Raw genomic sequence first — 18,054 nt, forward strand, 5'->3', positions numbered from 1 at the left:
GCATTCGCGAGCGCGGCGGCTCGTCCTCGGATGTGGCGGACCGGCCGGTTCGTGTCCGCCTACTGGTGGGAGGACGTGCAGAACTTCGGCGACGGCCTGACGTCGTGGCTCCTTCCTCACTACGGCTTCCTCCCGGTCCGGCAGCTCCTCCCGCGGGCCAGGCTCGTCGGCGTCGGCAGCCTGCTGCAGCGCCTCGACGCCGGCTACACGGGCGCGATCTGGGGCGCGGGCGCCATCCGCGACGACCCTCGCCCGCTGCCCGAGGCGCACGTGCTGGCCGTGCGGGGACGCCACAGCGCCGACGTGATCGGCGCCCGCGGCGCCTTCGCGCTCGGCGACCCCGGCGTGCTCGTCAGCCGCATCGCCCGGCGGCCACGGGTGCGGTGGGACGTCGGGATCGTCCCGCACTACACGCACCGGGACAGCTCGGTGATCGCCGCGCTGCAGCGCCGGGGCGGCGAGGCGGTGCGGGTGATCGACGTGCGCCGGAGCGCAGCGGCGGCGACACGCGAGATCGCCGCGTGCTCGGTCGTGCTCACGTCATCGCTGCACGGCCTGATCGTGGCCGACTCCTACGGGATCCCCGCCGCGTGGACGTCGCTGGAGCCGCCGCTCAACGGCGGCGACTTCAAGTTCCACGACTACGAGAGCGTCATCTCGCCGGGGACCAGCCGCTTCCTCGCCGTAGATCACGACACGACGGTCGAGTCGCTGCGTCGCCACGCGCGCCCGGCTGATGCCGGCATCGTCGCGGGCGTGGGCGACGCGCTCGAGCGGGCCCTCGGCGGCCTGGACGAGGCGATCGGGCCGCTGCCCCGGTTCCCGTTCGAGCTGGCGGGGGTCCGCCCGCGGGCGGCGGCGAACTCCTGACGCGGTGACGCGCCGAGCGGGCTCAGCGCGTCAGTGGTCGGCGGGGGCGCCGGTCGGAGCCGGCGGCAGTCCGCGCTTGGCGCGCTCCTGCGCCTCCACCTTGGCGTACAGACGCCGCTCGTTGCGGTCCGCGCGCATCGCGCTGCGCATGACGTAGAAGAAGATCAGCGAGACGACGACGGTCGGCAGGAGCGTCCACAGCACCGCGACCCAGTAATCCATGCCATCCAGGATACGCCGTCCCCCGCGGCCTCCTGCCGCCGGCCGACCGGGGCTCCTCCCCAGGCCTGTGCGCAGGCGGCACCGGCGCGGAGTTTCCTCGAACGGCGGATCCGGCTCCTGCCCGTCTGCGCGTCCCGCGAGAGTCGTCCGCATGACCCCCGCAACAGTCGTCAAGGCCGCCGACGCGGCGCAGTTCCTGTCGTTCGTTCCCCTCATGCTGGGCTACCACCCTTCCGAGAGCCTCGTCGTGATCCCGTTCCAGGGCGCCCGCAGCCTGGGCGCCATGCGATTCGATCTGCCTGCCGGGGGCGAGACCGACGGCGTCGCCGCCACCGTCATCGGCCTGGCATGCCGCCTTCCCGAGGCCGACGCCGTCGCCGCGATCGCGTACACCGGCGCACGGTTCGAAGACCGCGACAGGATGCCGCACCGCGAGCTCTTGGACGCCCTCGACCGCCGCGCGCATGCCTGCGGGCTGCGCGTCACCGACCTGCTGTGCGTGGCCGCCGACGGCTGGGGCTCGGCGCTCGACTCCCACCTCCCTGCGTCCGGACGGCCGCTGTCGGATCTCGAGGGCGCCGGCACGCAGCTGCAGGGGATGCGTGCGGCGGACGGCGATCAGGCGAGCGGCGCCGAGCTGCCGGAGTGTCCACCGGGCGAGCAGGAGCGGGTGGCGCGCGCGCTGACGGCGCTCGACGACGCGGTCGAGGTGCTGTGCGGGCCGGATGCCGTCGCCGGCGGTCGCCTCCGCGGAGCGCCCGGGGTGTCGACGGCACCCCTCCCGGAGGCGGCGCACGCACCCGAGGCGGCGCCCGCACGCGACGATCGCGCTCCGGCGGCCGGGCACGCGTGCGACCTCGGGCCGGTGCCCGGCCCGATCTTCGGCGACGCCGACGAGGGCGACCCGGCGCCGGAGTCGAACCCCCGGATCGACCCGCGCGCCCTCGGCACCGCATGCCGGCTCGACGACCTGCCGGGCCTCTTCGAGGACGCGCTCGAATAGCGGCCCGCAGGGCGCGACGCCTACGACTCCGCGGCCCTGGTGTGGTGCCTCGCACGGCCGTCGCTGCGGGATGTCGCGCTCGTGCAGTGGAGCGGGAACCTCGCCGACGGGGATGAGGCGCTGGACGCCCAGCTGCGGTGGGAGTCCGGCGAGGAGTACCCGGCGCACCTCGCGATGCGGATGTGGGGGGAGGGCGACACTCCCGACGTCGCCCGCCTGGAGGTGGCGCTGGAGGTGTGCCGTCACGCCGCGGCCGTGGCCCCGCGCGAGGCGCGACCCGGTGCGCTCGCCATGTGCGCGTGGCTGTCGTGGGCACTCGGCCGGTCTACGCACGCCGCGGCGTACGCGGGGATGGCGTGCGAGATCGAGCCGGAGCACGGCCTGTCGCAGATCGTGCTGTCGTTCGTGCAGGCCGGGCATCTGCCCGACTGGGCGTTCCGCCGTGGCGCACCCCGATGACGACGGCGACGCGACGCGCCGAGACCCGACGGATCTACTTGACCAGCGGGAAGAGGATCGTCTCGCGGATGCCGAGCCCCGTGATCGCCATCAGCAGGCGGTCGATGCCCATGCCCATGCCACCGGTGGGCGGCATGCCGTGCTCGAGGGCGCGCAGGAACTCCTCGTCGATGCGCATCGCCTCGAGGTCGCCGCGCGCCGCGAGCTTGGCCTGCTCCACGAACCGCTCGCGCTGGATGACCGGGTCGACGAGTTCGGAGTACCCGGTGGCCAGCTCGAAGCCGCGCGTGTAGAGGTCCCACTTCTCGACCACGCCGGGGATCGAGCGGTGCTCGCGCACGAGGGGGCTGGTGTCGAGCGGGAAGTCCATGACGAACGTGGGGCGGTCCAGACCCGGCTTGACGAAGTGCTCCCACAGCTCCTCGACGAGCTTGCCGTGGATGGCGTGCGGCGGAAGGTCGACGCCCTCCGCCTCGGCGAGCGCGACGAGCTCAGCGAACGACGTCTCGGGGGTGATGCTGCGCCCCGCCGCCTCCGACAGCGAGTCGTACATCGACAGGCGGTCCCACTGGCCGCCCAGGTCGTACTCCGTCCCGTCCGCCCAGGTCACGGTCGTCGAGCCGGCCACCGCCACCGCGGCGTTCTGGATGAGCTCCTGCGTCAGGTCGGCGATCCCGTTGTAGTCGCTGTACGCCTGGTAGGCCTCGAGCATCGCGAACTCGGGGCTGTGCGTGGAGTCCGCGCCCTCGTTGCGGAAGTTGCGGTTGATCTCGTACACGCGGTCGATGCCGCCGACGACGGCGCGCTTGAGGAACAGCTCCGGCGCGATGCGCAGGTACAGGTCGGTGTCGAACGCGTTGGAGTGGGTGATGAACGGGCGAGCGGATGCCCCGCCGTGCTGCACCTGCAGCATCGGCGTCTCGACCTCGAGGAAGCCGTGCGACCCGAACGTCTCCCGCAGACTGGCGTTCACCTTCGCGCGCGCCACCACGGTGTCGCGCGCACGGTCGCGCACGATGAGATCGAGGAAGCGGCTGCGCACGCGCGTCTCCTCGCTGAGCTCGGAGTGCAGGTTCGGAAGCGGCAGCACGGCCTTGGACGCCACGCGCCACTCCGACACCATGATCGACAGCTCACCCCGCCGGCTCGAGATGACCTCGCCCGACACGAAGACGTGGTCTCCGAGGTCGACGAGCTCCTTCCACGCCTGCAGGGACTCGTCACCGACGGCGGCGAGCGAGACCATCGCCTGGATGCGGCTGCCGTCGCCGGACTGGAGCGTCGCGAAGCACAGCTTGCCGGTGTTGCGGCTGAAGACGATACGACCCGCAACGGCTGCCGTGACGCCGGTCTCGGCACCCGCCTCGAGGTCGCCGAAGCGCTCGCGGAGCGCGGGGATGGTGTCGGTGATCGGAAGGCTCACCGGGTACGCGCCGCCCGAGGCATCCGTCCGCTCGGCGATCAGTCGCTCGCGCTTGGCCAGCCGCACGGCCTTCTGCTCGAAGACTTCGGCTTCGGTCGGCTCGGCGGTCTCGGCGGGCGAGGTCGTGTCGGTCACGGATGGGCTCCTCGGTGGGGATGTTCGCCGCAGAACGCGGACTCCCAAGTCTATCGAGCGCCACCTCCGCCCTGTCCGAGCGTGCCTCACGGCGGTGACGGGCCCCGCGGACGCCTGCCGCCCGCTCCCGCCCCCGTCTCAGCCCAGGTAGATGTCCGCGTTGTCGATGAAGCGGTGACCGGCCACCGTCGCGGCGATGAGCGCGACCGCCGGCCCGCTGCTGCCTTCGTCGACGGGGAGGAAGGTCGACGGGTCGACCACGCTGAGGTACTCGAGGCGGATGCGCTGCTCCCCCATGAGCGCCGACTGCGCGGCCGCGATGCAGGCGTCCACGCCCCGGTCGGCGTTCGCGGCGGCGGCGTCGAGGGCGGCGGGGAGCAGGGCCGCCGCGGCGAGGTCGCGCGGCTCGAGCATGCCCATGCGCGTGGACACCGGCAGCCCGTCGTCGCCTCGCACCGTCTCGACGGTCGCGACGTCGACGTCGAAGTAGAGGTCGCGGATCATGCGGCGCACCAGGAACACCCGCTGCCGGTCGCGCTCGCCGTAGACGGCGACGTCCGGCTGCACGAGGTGGAAGAGCTTCGCCTCGACGGTGAGGAGCCCGTCGAAGTAGAAGGGGCGCGCACGCCCTTCGTAGCGCAGGCCCAGGTCGCCGGCGCTGACCTTCGTCGTGGCGGACCCGTTCGGCAGCAGCTCGGACGCGTCCGGGGCGAACACGATCTCGACGCCGAGCGAGCGCAGCAGCTCGCCGTCCTCGTCGGGCGTGCGGGGGTAGGCGGCATACTCGGCCGGAGTGGCGAAGCGGAGCGGATTGACGAACACCGAGACCACGACGACGTCGGCGACCTCGCGCGCACGGTGGACGAGATCGATGTGCCCGTCGTGGAGGGAGCCGATGGTGGAGATGAGCGCGACGCGCGCTTCCGGTCTGGCGGCGCGGACCTCGGCCATCCGGGCGCGCAGCCCGTCGACGGTGCTGATCATCCTTGGATCGTAGCGGGGGGCTCGTCCACGGGACCGGACCCGGCCTCCGCGAGGGCGTGGTCGATCGTCGTGTGCGCGAGCGAGTACAGGTAGGACCCCGGCTGCGGGATCCCCGCCTGGGCGAGGAGCGCCGCCGCCTGGCGGACGATGGACCGGGAGAAGTCCCGGGCGGTCGCGATCGCCTCCCCGTACGCCGGCCGCGCCTGTTCCTCGACCACCACCGGCTCGCAGCCGAGTTCGACCGCCAGCGCCTGTGCGATGGGAAGCACGGGCCCGGGCGCCGTCACCGCGGCGTACGAGCTCGACAGCGCACGGAGGTCCATGGTTGTCCCGGTGAACTCGATCGCGGGGTGCACCGCGAGCGGGATCGCGCCCTTCGCGACGGCGGGAGTGAGGACGGCCGTGCCCCAGCTCGGGTCGGTGTGCAGCACCAGCTGCCCCGGCTGCCACGCGCCGATCTCGGCGAGACCGGCGACGAGCCCCTCGAGCTGGTCGTGGGGCACCGCGATGATGACGAGCTCGCTGCGGCGGACGACCTCCGTCGCATCCAGGACGGGCACGCCCGGGAGGACCGCCTCGACCCGCTCCGGATCGGAGCCCGCGGTGATCCCGACGACCGCATGCCCGACGCCGCCCAGGGCGGCGCCCACCACCGGCCCGACCTGCCCGGCGCCGATGATCCCGACGCCGAGCCTTCCGTCTCTCGCCCTCACGCGTCCCCCTCTCCGGCGTGGGGCGTCATCGCCGGCGTGGGCGGCGCGTCCGCCTCGTCCTGGGCCCAGCGGTGCGTGCGATCGGCGAGGGCCGCGCGCACCGTGCCTCGTGCGACGTCGTCGAAGAGCGTCAGCGCGCTGTCGCGGTCGACGGCGGCGAGGAAGGGCGACACCGGACCGGCGACGACATGCGCCCGCACGTTGGTCACGCGCGTGGCGCGGTCGAGCGGCCCCTGGTACAGTCCGAAGCTCTGCAGCCGCGCCAGCGGCAGGATGACGAGCCGGCGCCACACGACGCCCCGCCGCATCAGCAGCACGTCGCCGGTGAGGCGGAAGCCGTTCCGGCGATACGACAGCGGCCTGATCCACCAGGCACGCCGGGGGGTGTTCGTGAAGGTGTCGTCCTCGCCGGGCCCGAACATGCCCTCCTGTACGACGAGCGCCCTCTCGTCGTCGGGGAGCGACGGCTGCAGCAGCCGCAGCACGCGCTCGACGTCCGCCGCCGTGCCGACCGGCAGCACCGTGGTGAATTGGTCCGTCGACGACTCCGTGACGCTGCGGCCGGTCAGGCGGTTGATGCGGACGGTCCACCAGCCGGCGGGGCGCCAGAGGATCGGCTGCGTCACCTCCACGGCGTGCACGCGTCCAGGCGGGACGATCTCGGTGATGGTGGTGAAGAGCCCGAAGGTGATGCGCACCCCGTCGGGGGTGGGTGCGATCGAGTACCGCAGGGAGCGGACGATGGAGCGCACCCAGTAGGCGCCGATGCCGATGATCGCCGGCACGAAGGCGAAGAGCAGCCACGTCACGCCCTGGCTGACGCCGACCATGACCGCGATGACCGCGAGCACCAGCACGAGCGTGGACATGCTGACGACGTGGGATGCCACAAGCCGGCCGAGCGGGATGTTCACGACCGACTCGACCTCGGCCACCGGGGCCTCCGGCCCCTCGATCATGCCCGTCAGCTCGCGTCCGACCCGCTGCCCGAGGGATGCCGCCCTGCCCTCGTGGCGGGGATCCGCCGGCGGGCTCGCCGCGGCGAGCCGGCGCCCCGAGGCCAGGCGGAGGATGTCGGCGCGGACGGCCTCGGCGTTCGCGGTCGACAGGTACTCGAGCTTGACGTTGGCATCCGTCCCCGCCCCGACCACCTCCAGCTTCGCCATGCCCAGGAGACGGGCGATCATCGGGCGCGTCAGGTTGACGCCCTGCACGCGATCCAGCGGCGCGCGCCGCTGCGTGCGGAACAGGATGCCGCTGCGCACCTCGACGTCGTCCTCGGTGATCCGGAAGGTGTGGAACCGCCACGACGTGTAGAACACCGCCACGACGACGATGAGAACGGCGAGCACCGCGAGGCCGGCCATCACGTAGAGGTTGTTCGCGATGATGAAGTCGATCGGGTCGCCGCCGGCGCCCTCCCACTCCCCCACCTCGGACTCGATGTCGGGGGCGAGCCAGGGCAGGAAGACGAAGACGAGCCGGTCGCGCAGGTTCGCCAGCACGATGCCGATGACGACGATGAGGAACAGCCCGCCCCGCAGGAGCGGCGTGAGCGGATGCAGCCGGTGCCATTCGCCGTCGCTCAGGGGCGAGCGGACCAGCTGCGGCGGCGGCGCACTGGGCCCGACGGAGGTCATAGGCCCGTGCGCCGGCTCTCGGCGACCTGCACCAGGTGGTCGCGGAGCGTCTCGGCGGTCGACTGCTCCAGACCGGGGATCGTCACGCCGGTGGCCGCGGCCGCGGTGACGAACTTCAGCTGCGCGATGCCGAAGCCCCGGTCGAGCGGACCGTGGGTGATGTCGATGAGCTGCATGCGGCCGTACGGCACGGCCACGAAGCGCTGCCATAGGATGCCGCGGCGGAAGACCAGGTCGTCCTCGCGCAGCTGGTACCCGATCGAGCGGGCCTGCCGCGGCAGGATCGCGAGCGTCCACCCGAGGATCACCGTCATGATCGCCCCGGGGATCCACGCCCAGAGCTGGTGCATGAGCAGCGTCAGGACCAGGGTGGCGGCGATCACGATCAGGAGGAACGAGCCCGACGAGATGTACTGCACCTTGACGTACTTCGGCGAGATCTGGTGCCAGACGCCCTCCGCGAGGACGAGGCGGTTCTCCGAGCGCGGCTCGACGATCCGGTCGTAGGTCCCCGCCTCAGTGGCCGTGGATGCGGGGCTCGAGTCCGGGGTCGTCGCCTCCGGGCTGTTCGTCATCGTCGTCCTTCCGGATCGTGCACAGGTGCTCCGCGACCAGACCGGCGACGACCAGCAGGGCGCCGCACACGGTCGTCGCGATGACCGTTCCCAACGAGCCTAGCGACGGCGGGACGGGCCGGGTCGCGAGGAAGATCCACAGGCCCGCGCCGAGCCCGCCGATGACGGCGCCGACGATGCTGGACGCCTTGGCGAGCATCGCGATGCGCACCGCGCGGAACGGATTCACCGCGGTCGTCGATCCGCCGTGCGTCGCCCGGCGGATCGGCACCGCCAGCGCCACGACCACCGCGCCGAGCAGCAGGAGCAGGATCGGCAGGGTGACGGCGGGGGTGAACGTCGGGCGGCCCGCCGACGTCAGCAGCTGGTCCAGGAGGAAGCCGGCCGCCACGCCGAGGGCGGCGGCGAGGAGCAGGACGCCCGCGCTCGTGCGCCTCATCGCGCCGCCTCGTCGGTCGATCGCCGGTTCGCCCCCCGCAGCCGACCGAGAGCCTCGTCCACGCGACCGGTGCCCGGCAGTATCGCGTCGGGGTCCACGGCGAGCCACGGCCCGAGCACGAACTCGCGCTCGGCCGCCCGGGGGTGGGGGAGCAGGAGCCGCGGGTCGTCGCTGACCAGGTCGCCGTAGGCGATCAGGTCGAGGTCGAGCGTGCGGTCCTCCCACCCGGGCTCGTTCGCGGATCGCCGCCCGGATCGCGTGCGGCCGTGCCGCTCCTCGATGGCGTGGAGGTAGCCCAGCAGCACCGAGGGCGCCAGGCGCGTGGTGAGGATCGCCACCGCGTTCAGGTACGCCGGGGCCGCGGCATCCGGCCCGTCCTGCTTCACCGCGACCGTCTCGATGGGTTCGGACACCCGCACGGCGCCGACGAGCGGCACGCGCGCGAGCTCCTTGATCGCCGTGGACATCGTCTCTGCGCGATCGCCGAGGTTGGCGCCGAGAGCGACGACGGCTTCGACGGCATCGCGGCGGCGGCGCGCGGTGTCGCCCTCGAAGCCCTGCGCGAGGCGGCGGCTCACGGTGCCACCGCCCGAGGGGCATCGTCCGGTCGCGCGCGGCGGATCGTCACCGACACGTCTGAGAACGGCACCGGGATCGGCGCCTGAGGCTTGTGGATCGTCACGGACACCATCTTCACGAGGTCGTAGGCGAGCAGGTCGTCGGCGATCCGCGCGGCGACGCTCTCGAGGAGGTTGAAGGGCTCGCCCGCCACGATCGCGGCGATGCGCTCGGCGGCGTCGCCGTAGTGCACCGTGTCGGTGACGTCATCGGATGCCGCAGCCGCCGCCGTGCTCAGGTACAGCGTGGCGTCGACCACGAACTCCTGGCCCTGACGCCGCTCCTCGGGGAGCACCCCGTGGTACCCGAAGGCGCGGACGCCTGTCAGGGTGATCTCGTCGACGAAGTCCATCGGATCCCTTCCCGCCAGCCGCGCGCCACGACGAGAGCATCGCGGGTCGCGGCGACATCGTGCACGCGCACGGCCCACACCCCCGCCTCGGCGGCCAGGGCGCTGGTGACCGCGGTGGCGAGGTCGCGGCGGGCCTCGTCGACGTCGGCGGGGTCGACCTCGAGCGCCTCCGCGAGGAACCGCTTGCGGCTCGTTCCCACCAGCAGCCGGGGTCCGAGACCGACGAGCCGGTCGAGGTCGTGCAGCACGGCCCAGTTCTGCGCGCCCTTCTTGCCGAACCCGACTCCGGGATCGAGGATCACGCGCGACGGGGCGATGCCGGCGGATGCCGCGGCCTCGACCCGCCCCCGGAGCTCGCGCACGACCTCGTCGACGACGTTCTCGTACTGCGCGCGCGCGTACATGTCGGCCGAGTGGCCGCGCCAGTGGCCGAGCGCGACGTCGGCATCCGTCGGCGCGGCCGCGGCGAGGAGGTCGGGGTCGGCGAGGCCACCGGAGACGTCGTTGACGATGCGGGCGCCGGCCTCGACGGCGGCCACGGCCGTCGACGCGTTCATGGTGTCGATGCTCACCACGGCACCCGCCTCGGCGAGCGCGCGCACGACCGGGAGGACGCGGTCCTGCTCCACCCGCGGGTCGACGCGCTCGGCACCGGGACGGGTGGACTCACCGCCGACGTCGAGGATGTCGGCGCCCTGTGCGCGCAGCAGCAGGCCGTGGGCGACGGCGGCCTCGGCATCCGCATATCGTCCGCCGTCGCTGAACGAGTCGGGCGTGACGTTCACGATGCCCATGATGAGCGTCGTCATCCGCGCGCCCCTGATCTCGCCGCGCCCATCAGCGCGACCAGCTCGGCGCGGGCGGCAGGCTCGGCGAGCTCGCCGCGCGCGGCGATCGTGACGGTCGAGGCATCCGGCTGTCGTCCACCGCGCATCGTCACGCATTCGTGGGTCGCCTCGAGCACGACCAGCACCCCGCGCGCATCGAGGGACGCGGCGATCACGTCGGCGATCTGCTCGCCGAGGCGCTCCTGCACCTGCGGCCGAGACGACAGGATGTCGACGACCTTCGGCAGCGCACCGAGCCCGACCACCTGCTCGCCGGGGAGGTACGCCAGGTGTGCGTGGCCGCGGAAGGGCAGCAGGTGATGCTCGCAGACTGATCGGAACAGGATGTCGCGGAGCATGACGGCGCCGGACGGGAGCGTGTCGGGTGCCGGTCCGCGGGTCACCGAGATGGTGTGCGCGAGCGGGGCGGAGGCATCCTCTCCGACGCCCGAGAAGAACTCCGCGTAGGCGTCGGAGACGCGCGTCGGGGTCAGCTTCAGCCCGGGGCGCTCGGGGTCCTCACCGATCGCCTCGAGCAGTTCACGCACGAGCGCGGCGACGCGCTCACGATCGACGGCCACGGGCCGAGCCTACGCGGTCGCGGGCCGCGCCTGCCCGCTGGGGCGACGCTTGGGCGCCTTCTCGGCCGCCGGCTGCTCGGCCTCGACGCTCGCAGCGAGGCCGGCCTCGTCGCGGCGGTGCGGCACGTCCACCGGCGGCAGCGACGACGGCGGCCGCTGCTCGCTGGAGAGCCACTGCGGGCGCGGAGGGAGGCGCTTGACGTCCTTGAAGATCTCGGCGAGCTCGATGTGGTCCAGCGTCTCCTTCTCGAGGAGCGCCAGCGCCAGCGTGTCGAGCACGTCGCGGTTGTCGTTGATCACCTGGTAGGCCTCGTTGTGGGCCTGCTCGATGAGGTCGCGCACCTGCGCGTCCACCCGCTCGGCGATGCGCTCCGAGAAGTCGCGCCCGTGACCCATGTCGCGGCCCATGAAGACCTCGCCCGAGGACTGACCCAGCTTGACCGGTCCGATGTCGCCGGTCATGCCGTACTCGGTGACCATCTTGCGGGCGATGCTGGTCGCCTTCTCGATGTCGTTCGATGCGCCGGTGGTCGGGTCGTGGAAGACGATCTCCTCGGCGACGCGGCCGCCCATCGCGTACGCGAGCTGGTCCTGCAGCTCGTTGCGCGTGACGGAGTACTTGTCGTCCAGCGGCAGCACCATCGTGTAGCCGAGTGCCTTCCCGCGGGGCAGGATCGTGACCTTCGTCACCGGGTCGGTGTGGTTCATCGCCGCCGCCGCGAGGGCGTGGCCGCCCTCGTGGTAGGCCGTGATGAGCTTCTCCTTGTCCTTCATGACGCGCGTGCGGCGCTGAGGGCCGGCCAGCACGCGGTCGATCGCCTCGTCGAGCGCGCGGTTGTCGATGAGCTGCGCGTTCGAGCGGGCGGTGAGGAGGGCGGCCTCGTTGAGGACGTTGGCGAGGTCGGCGCCGGTGAAACCGGGCGTCTTGCGGGCGACGACCTCGAGGTCGACGCCGTCGGCGAGGGGCTTGCCGCGGCCGTGCACCTCGAGGATCTTGGCGCGACCCTTGAAGTCGGGCGCGTCGACGCCGATCTGACGATCGAAGCGGCCGGGGCGCAGAAGGGCCGGGTCGAGGATGTCGGGGCGGTTGGTGGCCGCGATCACGATGACGTTGACCTTGGGGTCGAAGCCGTCCATCTCGACGAGCATCTGGTTGAGCGTCTGCTCGCGCTCGTCGTGACCGCCGCCCATGCCGGCGCCGCGGTGGCGGCCGACCGCGTCGATCTCGTCGATGAAGATGATGGCCGGGGAGTTGTCCTTGGCGGTGTTGAACAGGTCGCGCACGCGGCTGGCGCCGACGCCGACGAACATCTCGACGAAGTCCGAACCCGAGATCGAGTAGAACGGCACCCCCGCCTCACCCGCGACGGCGCGGGCGAGGAGCGTCTTGCCGGTTCCGGGAGGGCCGTACAGCAGCACGCCCTTCGGGATGCGGGCGCCGACGGCCTGGAACTTCGACGGGTCCTTCAGGAAGTCCTTGATCTCCTCGAGCTCCTCGATGGCCTCGTCGGAGCCGGCGACGTCCTGGAAGGTGACCTGCGGCATCTCCTTGGTCACGAGCTTGGCGCGCGACTTGCCGAACTGCATGACCTTGCTGCCGCCGCCCTGAGCGCTGGAGAGCAGGAACCAGAAGAGCAGGCCCAGAAGGAGGATCGGCAGGAGCAGCGAGATGAAGCCGTCGAACCAGGTCGCGCGCGGGACGGCGTCGTTGAAGCCGTCCTCGGGCTCGGCCGCGTTGATCGCCTCGACGACCTCGTCGGCGCGCGCGGAGACGTAGTAGAACTGCACGTCACTCGCGCCGTCGTACTCCTTCGACAGCGTCATGTCGACGCGCTGATCGCCGTCGGTGTTGACGACCTCCGCGACGGTGTCACCGGCGAGGAGCTCGAGCCCCTCCTGCGTGGAGATCTGCTTCGCGCCGTTCAGGCTCGAGATGAGCGAGAAACCCACGATGAGAAAGACCCCGATCAGCAGGACGTAGAAGAGCGGATTGCGTGTGATCTTCTTGAAGTCCATGGTGCGGGCGAGAGCCCGACCCCTTTCGTCGACGTTCCGCCGCAGACGGAAAGGGCCCGTCGACGGTTGAATCAGGGTATCGCGGGCTTCCTAGGCGCTGACTGTGCATTCGCCCCGGGCGTAATCGGCGGGGGCGTCAGGAATAGACGTGCGGGGCCAGCACTGCGACGTCGCGGAGGTTGCGGTACCGCTCGGCGTAGTCGAGGCCGTAGCCGACGACGAACTCGGTCGGGATGTCGAAGCCGACGTACTTGCAGCGCACCTCGACCTTGGCCGCCTCGGGCTTGCGCAGCAGGGCGAAGACCTCGACGGATGCCGCGCCGCGGGCCGCGAAGTTCTCCAGCAGCCAGCTGAGGGTCAGGCCGGAGTCGATGATGTCCTCGACGATGAGCACGTGCTTGCCGAGGATGTCGGTGTCGAGGTCCTTGCGGATCTGCACGACGCCGCTGGACTTCGTGCCGGCACCGTAGGACGACACGGCCATCCAGTCCATCGGCGCGAGCATCTTCAGTGCCCGCGAGAAGTCGGCCATGACCATGACGGCGCCCTTGAGGACGCCCACCAGCAGGAGGTCCTTGCCCTCGTAGTCCTCGGCGACCCGGGCGGCGACCTCCTCGAGCTTGGCCTGGATCTCCTCCTCGGTGACGAGGACTTCCGTGATCTCGCTGGAGACGTCTGCCGCACGCATGCGACGAGTCTACGGGGCGGGGGCGGCCGAGCCGCGAACGGTCTGAGGGCTTACGACGAGGACCTCGACGACCTCCGCCATCTCGGGTCTCGTCCTGACCCAGGTGACCTCGATGTACCACTGGTCGCCGTCCACCTCGCGCCGGAAGCCGTCGGCGATGCGGTCCTCGCCCTCGGTCTCGCGGACGCGGGCCTGGCGCCACCCGTCGGACTCCAGTGACGCCGCGATCGCCGCGGCGGCGTCGGCGGAGGCATCCGTCTGCGGAGCCAGGTTGACGCTCTCGCGCGCCTGCCACCAGGCGGGATCGGATGCCGCAGCTGATCCCTCACTCGGGCCGAAGCGCGGCTCGGACTCGCTGAAGCCCGAGGCGGGAGCGAGGTCGTCGGGGATCAGCGCGACGGTGTCCTCGAGAAGCCGATCGGCCTCAGCGTGGTACTCGTCGAGCCGGCTTTCTGGCGTCATGCTGCATCCTCCGAGGGCGAGTGCGAAGAAGACCGCGGCGACGGCGGCGAGGAGTCGGCGCATGCCTCAGTCGACCTCCGTGTAGACCGGCTCGTAGTCGTCGCGGTCGATGCCGTCGATCACGATGGGGCGGCCACCGGCGACGACGATCTCGTCGTCGGCGAACACCTCGGCATCGCCGCCGGTGATGACCGCCACGATGTTCTCGAACGCCGTCGACCCGGGCGTGTAGAGCGAGCTGTGGCTGTCGATGGCGCTGGGCGTGCCGTTGCCCGGGACGTTGTAGTCCTCGATGTCGTCGCTGTCGGCGCGAGCGGCGTCGATCACGCCCGTCTCCAGCCGGATCACGCCGTCGGCGGTCAGGGTGGACTGCCCGTGCAGCGCGTGGAGATCGCCCTCGCCCCCCTGGATGAGCCCCACGACCATGTCGTTGCGGCTCATCATCGCGTAGTGGGGCACGTCTGAAGTATGCGGGAAGTCGGCGACGCCCGAGACGCCGTCGCCCATGCCCGCCGCGGCGACGTACAGCACGCGGTCGGCGCGGAGGCCGGCGGCTTCGGCGAGGCCGACCGTCGCCCCGCCGTAGCTGTGCCCGAGCACCGTCGTGGTCGCGCCCGCCGGGACCACGATTCCCGCGGTGAAGTCCCGCAGGCGCGGAGCGAGGGCGTGCGAGTACGACGTGCTCATGGCCTCGGGGATGGACTGCGGGAACGCGCCACCGGCCCACTGGAACACCGCCGACGTGCGACCGGCCGCCGCCTGCAGGTCGGCCGCGCGGGCGTCTCCGAACGCGGTCATGTCCGAGCCGGTGCCGGGAACCGAGACGGCGACGGACGTGACCCACGCCGGGATGTCACCGGTGACCGGGTCGAGCGGGCCGTGATACGTGGCGATCGCCTGACGCGCCGGGTCGAAGACCACGACGCGGGCGCCGATCTCGGTGCGGCTCGCACCGGACGCGTCGATGACCTGGATCTCCTGCGTGAGGAGGCCCTCGTACGCGTCGATGAGGCGCTGCTGCTTGGCGATGAGCGCCCCGTACGCCTGCTCGACGGCGTCGCGGCTGTGATACGCGCGGCCGAGCGCCGCGTCGCGGGCGGCTTGCAGCCGTTCGATCTCGGCGCGCCGGGCGGCGATCTCGTCCTCGATGTTCAGGCGGTTCGCGGCGACGCGGTCGCCGATGGGGACCCCGTCGAGGTTGCCGATGACGTGCGGGGCGCCGGCGATCAGCGCTTCCCGCTCGGCGTGACTGAGGCTGTCCCACACCTGCCGCACGAGACCCGGATCGCCGAGCGCGGCGATCTGCTCCGCCGTCACGGCGTCCGTGTCGCCCGCCCACAGCGCGGTCGCCGCCACGAACCCGCCCCTGCCCACCGCGCCGTCGTGCGTGAGCTCGGTGATGAGCGGGATCGCCGCGAGCCGGGCGGCCGTGTCGTCGTCGAGCCGGTCCCGCTCCTCGCGCAGAGCGTTGTACGCGGCGCGCGACGACCGGTAGTCGTCGATCGCGGCCTGCCAGCTGTGGAGCAGCGACGGGTCGTCGAGGTACAGCCACGACGGCAGCACGTCGTCCCAGTCCAGTGCCCACCCGACCACGAACTCCGACGCCGCATCGAGAGCCGCCTCCCGCCGCGAGCCGATCGCCGCGTGGTCGGCCGCGGCCCGCTGGAGCGCGGCTTCCGCGCGGCGCTGGAGGTCGGCGACGGCGTCGGCGTAGCCGTCGAGCACGCCCGCCGCCTCGTCGGCCGCGTCGGCGACGGCCGTGAACCGCCCCTGGGCGACCGTGACGCGCGGCCGCAGCGCGTCGACACTCCGAGCCGTCACGGCGGCGAGCGCCGCGAGCGCCGCGCGGGTGGACGCGCTCTGGTCCCGTTCGACGGCCGCGCGGCCCCGGAAGAGCCCGGCGAGGTCGCGGATGGCGTCGACGCTTCCTTCGCCGGGATCGGCGGCGAGGCCCGGGAGGCTCATGCGCCGGCCCCCGCCATCCGGGCATCCAGGGCGCGCAGCTCGGTGTGCACGGTGTCGACGTCCGCCGACAGCTCCGCCGCAACCCCGGCCAGCGCGCTCATGGCCTGGCGGATCAGTGCGTCGACGTCGCCGACCGCGGACGCCACGACGCCCGAGCCGACGGCGGCGAGCGACGGGCAGAACGGGTCGACCGGGGCGACTCCCGCCTGCGTGAGGTGCGAGGTCGCCGCGGCGAAGTCGGAGTCTTCGAATTCGACGTCGGCCATGTCCCGACACACGCTAGCGGCGTCGGGTCCACCGGCCGACGGGGACAATTCCCCATGTCCGCAGGCGTAGCGCCGGCCCCGCGATCGCGGCGTCAGCGGGCGGTGAACTCTATCCGGCCGCCCACGCGGCGGGCGCGGCATCCGGGCAGATCGATCGAGCCCTGACCCGTCCAGTCGGTCACGAGCCGTGCGACCTCGAGGGTCTGGGTGCGCGTCAGGCTCTCGTGGAACTCGCTGGACACGACATGGCGGATGATGCGGTGGCGGAGAGCGGCGGGATTCGCGGCGAGGGCCGCGGCCGAGACCGAGATGCCGGCCTCCGCATGCTCGACGAGGTCTTCGATGGTCTCGTCGATCATCTCGTCGAAGGCCTCCGCGTCCTCGCGCAGCTGGGCCGCGGTGCGCGCGAGCGCCTCGGCGATGCCCGGCCCGAGCTCGGCCTCCAGCACCGGCAGCACCGTCCGGCGCACGCGCACCCGCGCGTAGCGGGCGTCGGCATTGTGCGGGTCGTGCCAGGGCGTGAGCCCCGCGGCCGCGCAGGCCGCGTGCGTGGTGGCCCGCCGCACGCCCAGCAGCGGGCGCAGGAGCGCGACGCCGTCGAGGTCCGCCGCATCCGCCATCCCCTGCAGACTCGTGGCCCCGGCACCCCGCGCGAGGCCCAGCAGCACCGTCTCGGCCTGGTCGTCGAGCGTGTGACCGGTGAGGATGGCCGTGGCCCCCGCCGCGCGGGCGTGGGCGCGCAGCGCGCCGTAGCGCGCGTCGCGGGCAGCCGCCTCCGGCCCGCCCGCGTCTCCGACCTCGACCCGGGTGACGTGCGCCCCGAGCCCGAGCGCCTCGGCCTGCCGGGCCGCGGCGGCCGCGGCATCCGCCGATCCGTCCTGAAGCCGGTGGTCCACGATGACCGCGGCCACCCGCAGCCCGAGCTTCGGCGCCTCGAACGCCGTCGCGGCGGCCAGCGCGAGCGAGTCGGCCCCGCCGGACAGCGCCACGATCACCGTCGAGCCCTGCGCGAGGCCGGTGAGGGCGCGGCGGACCGCCAGTCGCACCTCGGCGACGGCGGGGTCGAGTCCGGGTCGGCGGTCGGTCACGCGACCCACGGTACCGGCCGAGGCCGCGCGCCCTCGCGAGGATCCGTGCGTCGCGGGGGTGCGCACCGGCGTGTCGCCCGGATTCGCGACGACGTTGAGCAGTTAGGGACCGGCCGAGCACCGGAACTAGGCTTGTCGCGGCAATCCACAGTCTTCGAAGGAGCACCGCTATGGGCGCGTACGACGCCGTCATCGAGATCCCGCGCAACAGCAAGATCAAGTACGAGGTCGACCACGGCACGGGCCGGGTGTTCCTCGACCGCATCCTCTACACGCCGATGGGCTACCCGACCAACTACGGCTTCTTCGAGAACACCCTCGGCGAGGACGGCGACCCGCTCGACGTGCTCGTGCTGCTCGACCACGACCTGGCCCCCGGCATCCTCGCGCAGGTGCGCCCCGTCGGCGTGCTCAAGATGAGCGACGAGGCCGGCGGCGACGACAAGGTCGTGGCCGTGCTCGCCAAGGACCCGCGCTGGGCGCACATCCAGGACGTCGCCGACATCCCGGAGTACACCCAGAAGGAGATCACGCACTTCTTCGAGCACTACAAGGATCTCGAGCCCGGCAAGTGGGTCAAGGTCGACGAGTGGGCGGACGCGGCCGAGGCCGAGCGGCTCGTCGACGAGGCCTTCGCACGGTTCGCCGAGCACGAGGGCCAGACCAAGACCCAGGGTGAGGGCGTCGCGCCGAACACGCTCTGACCTGTGCACATGCGGAGAGCGGAT

At 72.4% G+C, this 18,054-nt stretch carries 21 protein-coding genes; 4 read left to right on the top strand and 17 right to left on the bottom strand.

The genetic code is table 11. The annotated features are described in order from the left end of the window. Positions 1 to 30 precede the first annotated feature (30 nt). Positions 31 to 870, top strand: coding sequence for a polysaccharide pyruvyl transferase family protein (locus V6R91_RS01315; protein WP_336393792.1), 840 nt, complete (start codon positions 31 to 33; stop codon positions 868 to 870). Between the two features lie 30 nt (positions 871 to 900). Here V6R91_RS01315 and V6R91_RS01320 read toward each other — a convergent pair whose 3' ends face one another. Next, positions 901 to 1,092, bottom strand: a complete 192-nt coding sequence (locus tag V6R91_RS01320) for a hypothetical protein (RefSeq protein WP_336393793.1) — start codon at positions 1,090 to 1,092, stop codon at positions 901 to 903. 151 nt (positions 1,093 to 1,243) lie between these two features. Between V6R91_RS01320 and V6R91_RS01325 the strand changes: the two genes are divergently transcribed. Beyond that, the gene (locus tag V6R91_RS01325) at positions 1,244 to 2,095 is read left to right on the top strand and encodes a DUF4192 family protein (RefSeq protein WP_336393794.1); all 852 of its coding nucleotides are present in this window, start codon (positions 1,244 to 1,246) and stop codon (positions 2,093 to 2,095) included. A gap of 39 nt (positions 2,096 to 2,134) precedes the next feature. Then, on the top strand, positions 2,135 to 2,554 hold the full coding sequence (locus V6R91_RS01330; RefSeq protein WP_336393795.1) for a hypothetical protein: 420 nt from the start codon (positions 2,135 to 2,137) through the stop codon (positions 2,552 to 2,554). A gap of 34 nt (positions 2,555 to 2,588) precedes the next feature. On the opposite strand, the gene lysS is transcribed toward V6R91_RS01330, so the two are convergent. The 16 genes from lysS to tilS all read right to left on the bottom strand — a co-directional run bounded on the left by lysS (position 2,589) and on the right by tilS (position 17,326). After that, entirely contained in the window at positions 2,589 to 4,112 is a 1,524-nt protein-coding gene (lysS, locus tag V6R91_RS01335; RefSeq protein ID WP_336393796.1) for a lysine--tRNA ligase, read from the bottom strand. A 138-nt stretch (positions 4,113 to 4,250) separates the two neighbouring features. After that, positions 4,251 to 5,096, bottom strand: a complete 846-nt coding sequence (gene panC, locus V6R91_RS01340; RefSeq protein ID WP_336393797.1) for a pantoate--beta-alanine ligase — start codon at positions 5,094 to 5,096, stop codon at positions 4,251 to 4,253. Then, positions 5,093 to 5,809 (bottom strand): DUF2520 domain-containing protein, encoded by a 717-nt coding sequence (locus V6R91_RS01345; RefSeq protein ID WP_336393798.1) that lies wholly within the window; start codon positions 5,807 to 5,809, stop codon positions 5,093 to 5,095. The genes panC and V6R91_RS01345 overlap by 4 nt, the downstream gene beginning before the upstream one ends. Further along, complete coding sequence (locus tag V6R91_RS01350; protein WP_336393799.1) at positions 5,806 to 7,449, bottom strand: PH domain-containing protein; 1,644 nt, start codon at positions 7,447 to 7,449, stop codon at positions 5,806 to 5,808. Before V6R91_RS01350 ends, V6R91_RS01345 begins: the two co-directional genes overlap by 4 nt. After that, positions 7,446 to 8,024, bottom strand: coding sequence for a PH domain-containing protein (locus tag V6R91_RS01355; RefSeq protein WP_336393800.1), 579 nt, complete (start codon positions 8,022 to 8,024; stop codon positions 7,446 to 7,448). Before V6R91_RS01355 ends, V6R91_RS01350 begins: the two co-directional genes overlap by 4 nt. Next, entirely contained in the window at positions 7,966 to 8,463 is a 498-nt protein-coding gene (locus V6R91_RS01360) for a DUF3180 domain-containing protein (protein ID WP_336393801.1), read from the bottom strand. The genes V6R91_RS01355 and V6R91_RS01360 overlap by 59 nt, the downstream gene beginning before the upstream one ends. Further along, a complete protein-coding gene (gene folK, locus V6R91_RS01365) occupies positions 8,460 to 9,041 on the bottom strand; it encodes a 2-amino-4-hydroxy-6-hydroxymethyldihydropteridine diphosphokinase (RefSeq protein ID WP_336393802.1) in 582 nt (193 codons plus the stop codon). The genes V6R91_RS01360 and folK overlap by 4 nt, the downstream gene beginning before the upstream one ends. Further along, entirely contained in the window at positions 9,038 to 9,433 is a 396-nt protein-coding gene (gene folB / locus V6R91_RS01370) for a dihydroneopterin aldolase (RefSeq protein WP_336393803.1), read from the bottom strand. The genes folK and folB overlap by 4 nt, the downstream gene beginning before the upstream one ends. Continuing rightward, positions 9,406 to 10,242: a dihydropteroate synthase gene (folP, locus tag V6R91_RS01375; RefSeq protein ID WP_336393804.1), complete on the bottom strand. Its 837-nt coding sequence runs from the start codon at positions 10,240 to 10,242 to the stop codon at positions 9,406 to 9,408. Before folP ends, folB begins: the two co-directional genes overlap by 28 nt. Then, positions 10,239 to 10,841, bottom strand: a complete 603-nt coding sequence (folE, locus tag V6R91_RS01380) for a GTP cyclohydrolase I (protein WP_336393805.1) — start codon at positions 10,839 to 10,841, stop codon at positions 10,239 to 10,241. Before folE ends, folP begins: the two co-directional genes overlap by 4 nt. A 9-nt stretch (positions 10,842 to 10,850) precedes the next feature. Beyond that, positions 10,851 to 12,857, bottom strand: coding sequence for an ATP-dependent zinc metalloprotease FtsH (gene ftsH / locus V6R91_RS01385; protein ID WP_336393806.1), 2,007 nt, complete (start codon positions 12,855 to 12,857; stop codon positions 10,851 to 10,853). 136 nt (positions 12,858 to 12,993) lie between these two features. Then, positions 12,994 to 13,545, bottom strand: a complete 552-nt coding sequence (gene hpt / locus V6R91_RS01390; RefSeq protein WP_336393807.1) for a hypoxanthine phosphoribosyltransferase — start codon at positions 13,543 to 13,545, stop codon at positions 12,994 to 12,996. Positions 13,546 to 13,554: 9 nt separating this feature from the next. Further along, positions 13,555 to 14,007, bottom strand: coding sequence for a hypothetical protein (locus V6R91_RS01395; RefSeq protein WP_336393808.1), 453 nt, complete (start codon positions 14,005 to 14,007; stop codon positions 13,555 to 13,557). Between the two features lie 66 nt (positions 14,008 to 14,073). Continuing rightward, complete coding sequence (locus V6R91_RS01400; protein ID WP_336393809.1) at positions 14,074 to 15,972, bottom strand: hypothetical protein; 1,899 nt, start codon at positions 15,970 to 15,972, stop codon at positions 14,074 to 14,076. Then, a complete protein-coding gene (locus V6R91_RS01405; RefSeq protein ID WP_336393810.1) occupies positions 15,969 to 16,238 on the bottom strand; it encodes a hypothetical protein in 270 nt (89 codons plus the stop codon). Before V6R91_RS01405 ends, V6R91_RS01400 begins: the two co-directional genes overlap by 4 nt. A gap of 92 nt (positions 16,239 to 16,330) precedes the next feature. Next, positions 16,331 to 17,326, bottom strand: coding sequence for a tRNA lysidine(34) synthetase TilS (gene tilS / locus V6R91_RS01410; protein ID WP_336393811.1), 996 nt, complete (start codon positions 17,324 to 17,326; stop codon positions 16,331 to 16,333). A 170-nt stretch (positions 17,327 to 17,496) separates the two neighbouring features. On the opposite strand from tilS, the gene ppa reads away from it, so the two are divergent. After that, positions 17,497 to 18,030: an inorganic diphosphatase gene (ppa, locus tag V6R91_RS01415; RefSeq protein ID WP_336393812.1), complete on the top strand. Its 534-nt coding sequence runs from the start codon at positions 17,497 to 17,499 to the stop codon at positions 18,028 to 18,030. Positions 18,031 to 18,054: the final 24 nt, after the last annotated feature.

The sequence above is a fragment of the Microbacterium sp. CCNWLW41 genome (assembly GCF_037083505.1).

What these genes read in the sequence shown, in the direction of transcription:
- V6R91_RS01325 (WP_336393794.1), top strand. Translation starts at nt 1,244, where the DNA reads ATGACCCCCGCAACAGTCGTCAAGGCCGCCGACGCGGCGCAGTTCCTG.
- V6R91_RS01355 (WP_336393800.1), bottom strand. Translation starts at nt 8,024, where the DNA reads ATGACGAACAGCCCGGAGGCGACGACCCCGGACTCGAGCCCCGCATCC.
- folP (WP_336393804.1), bottom strand. Translation starts at nt 10,242, where the DNA reads ATGACGACGCTCATCATGGGCATCGTGAACGTCACGCCCGACTCGTTC.
- panC (WP_336393797.1), bottom strand. Translation starts at nt 5,096, where the DNA reads ATGATCAGCACCGTCGACGGGCTGCGCGCCCGGATGGCCGAGGTCCGC.
- ppa (WP_336393812.1), top strand. Translation starts at nt 17,497, where the DNA reads ATGGGCGCGTACGACGCCGTCATCGAGATCCCGCGCAACAGCAAGATC.
- ftsH (WP_336393806.1), bottom strand. Translation starts at nt 12,857, where the DNA reads ATGGACTTCAAGAAGATCACACGCAATCCGCTCTTCTACGTCCTGCTG.
- V6R91_RS01395 (WP_336393808.1), bottom strand. Translation starts at nt 14,007, where the DNA reads ATGACGCCAGAAAGCCGGCTCGACGAGTACCACGCTGAGGCCGATCGG.
- V6R91_RS01350 (WP_336393799.1), bottom strand. Translation starts at nt 7,449, where the DNA reads ATGACCTCCGTCGGGCCCAGTGCGCCGCCGCCGCAGCTGGTCCGCTCG.
- folB (WP_336393803.1), bottom strand. Translation starts at nt 9,433, where the DNA reads ATGGACTTCGTCGACGAGATCACCCTGACAGGCGTCCGCGCCTTCGGG.
- V6R91_RS01400 (WP_336393809.1), bottom strand. Translation starts at nt 15,972, where the DNA reads ATGAGCCTCCCGGGCCTCGCCGCCGATCCCGGCGAAGGAAGCGTCGAC.
- hpt (WP_336393807.1), bottom strand. Translation starts at nt 13,545, where the DNA reads ATGCGTGCGGCAGACGTCTCCAGCGAGATCACGGAAGTCCTCGTCACC.
- V6R91_RS01360 (WP_336393801.1), bottom strand. Translation starts at nt 8,463, where the DNA reads ATGAGGCGCACGAGCGCGGGCGTCCTGCTCCTCGCCGCCGCCCTCGGC.
- V6R91_RS01315 (WP_336393792.1), top strand. Translation starts at nt 31, where the DNA reads ATGTGGCGGACCGGCCGGTTCGTGTCCGCCTACTGGTGGGAGGACGTG.
- V6R91_RS01405 (WP_336393810.1), bottom strand. Translation starts at nt 16,238, where the DNA reads ATGGCCGACGTCGAATTCGAAGACTCCGACTTCGCCGCGGCGACCTCG.
- V6R91_RS01320 (WP_336393793.1), bottom strand. Translation starts at nt 1,092, where the DNA reads ATGGATTACTGGGTCGCGGTGCTGTGGACGCTCCTGCCGACCGTCGTC.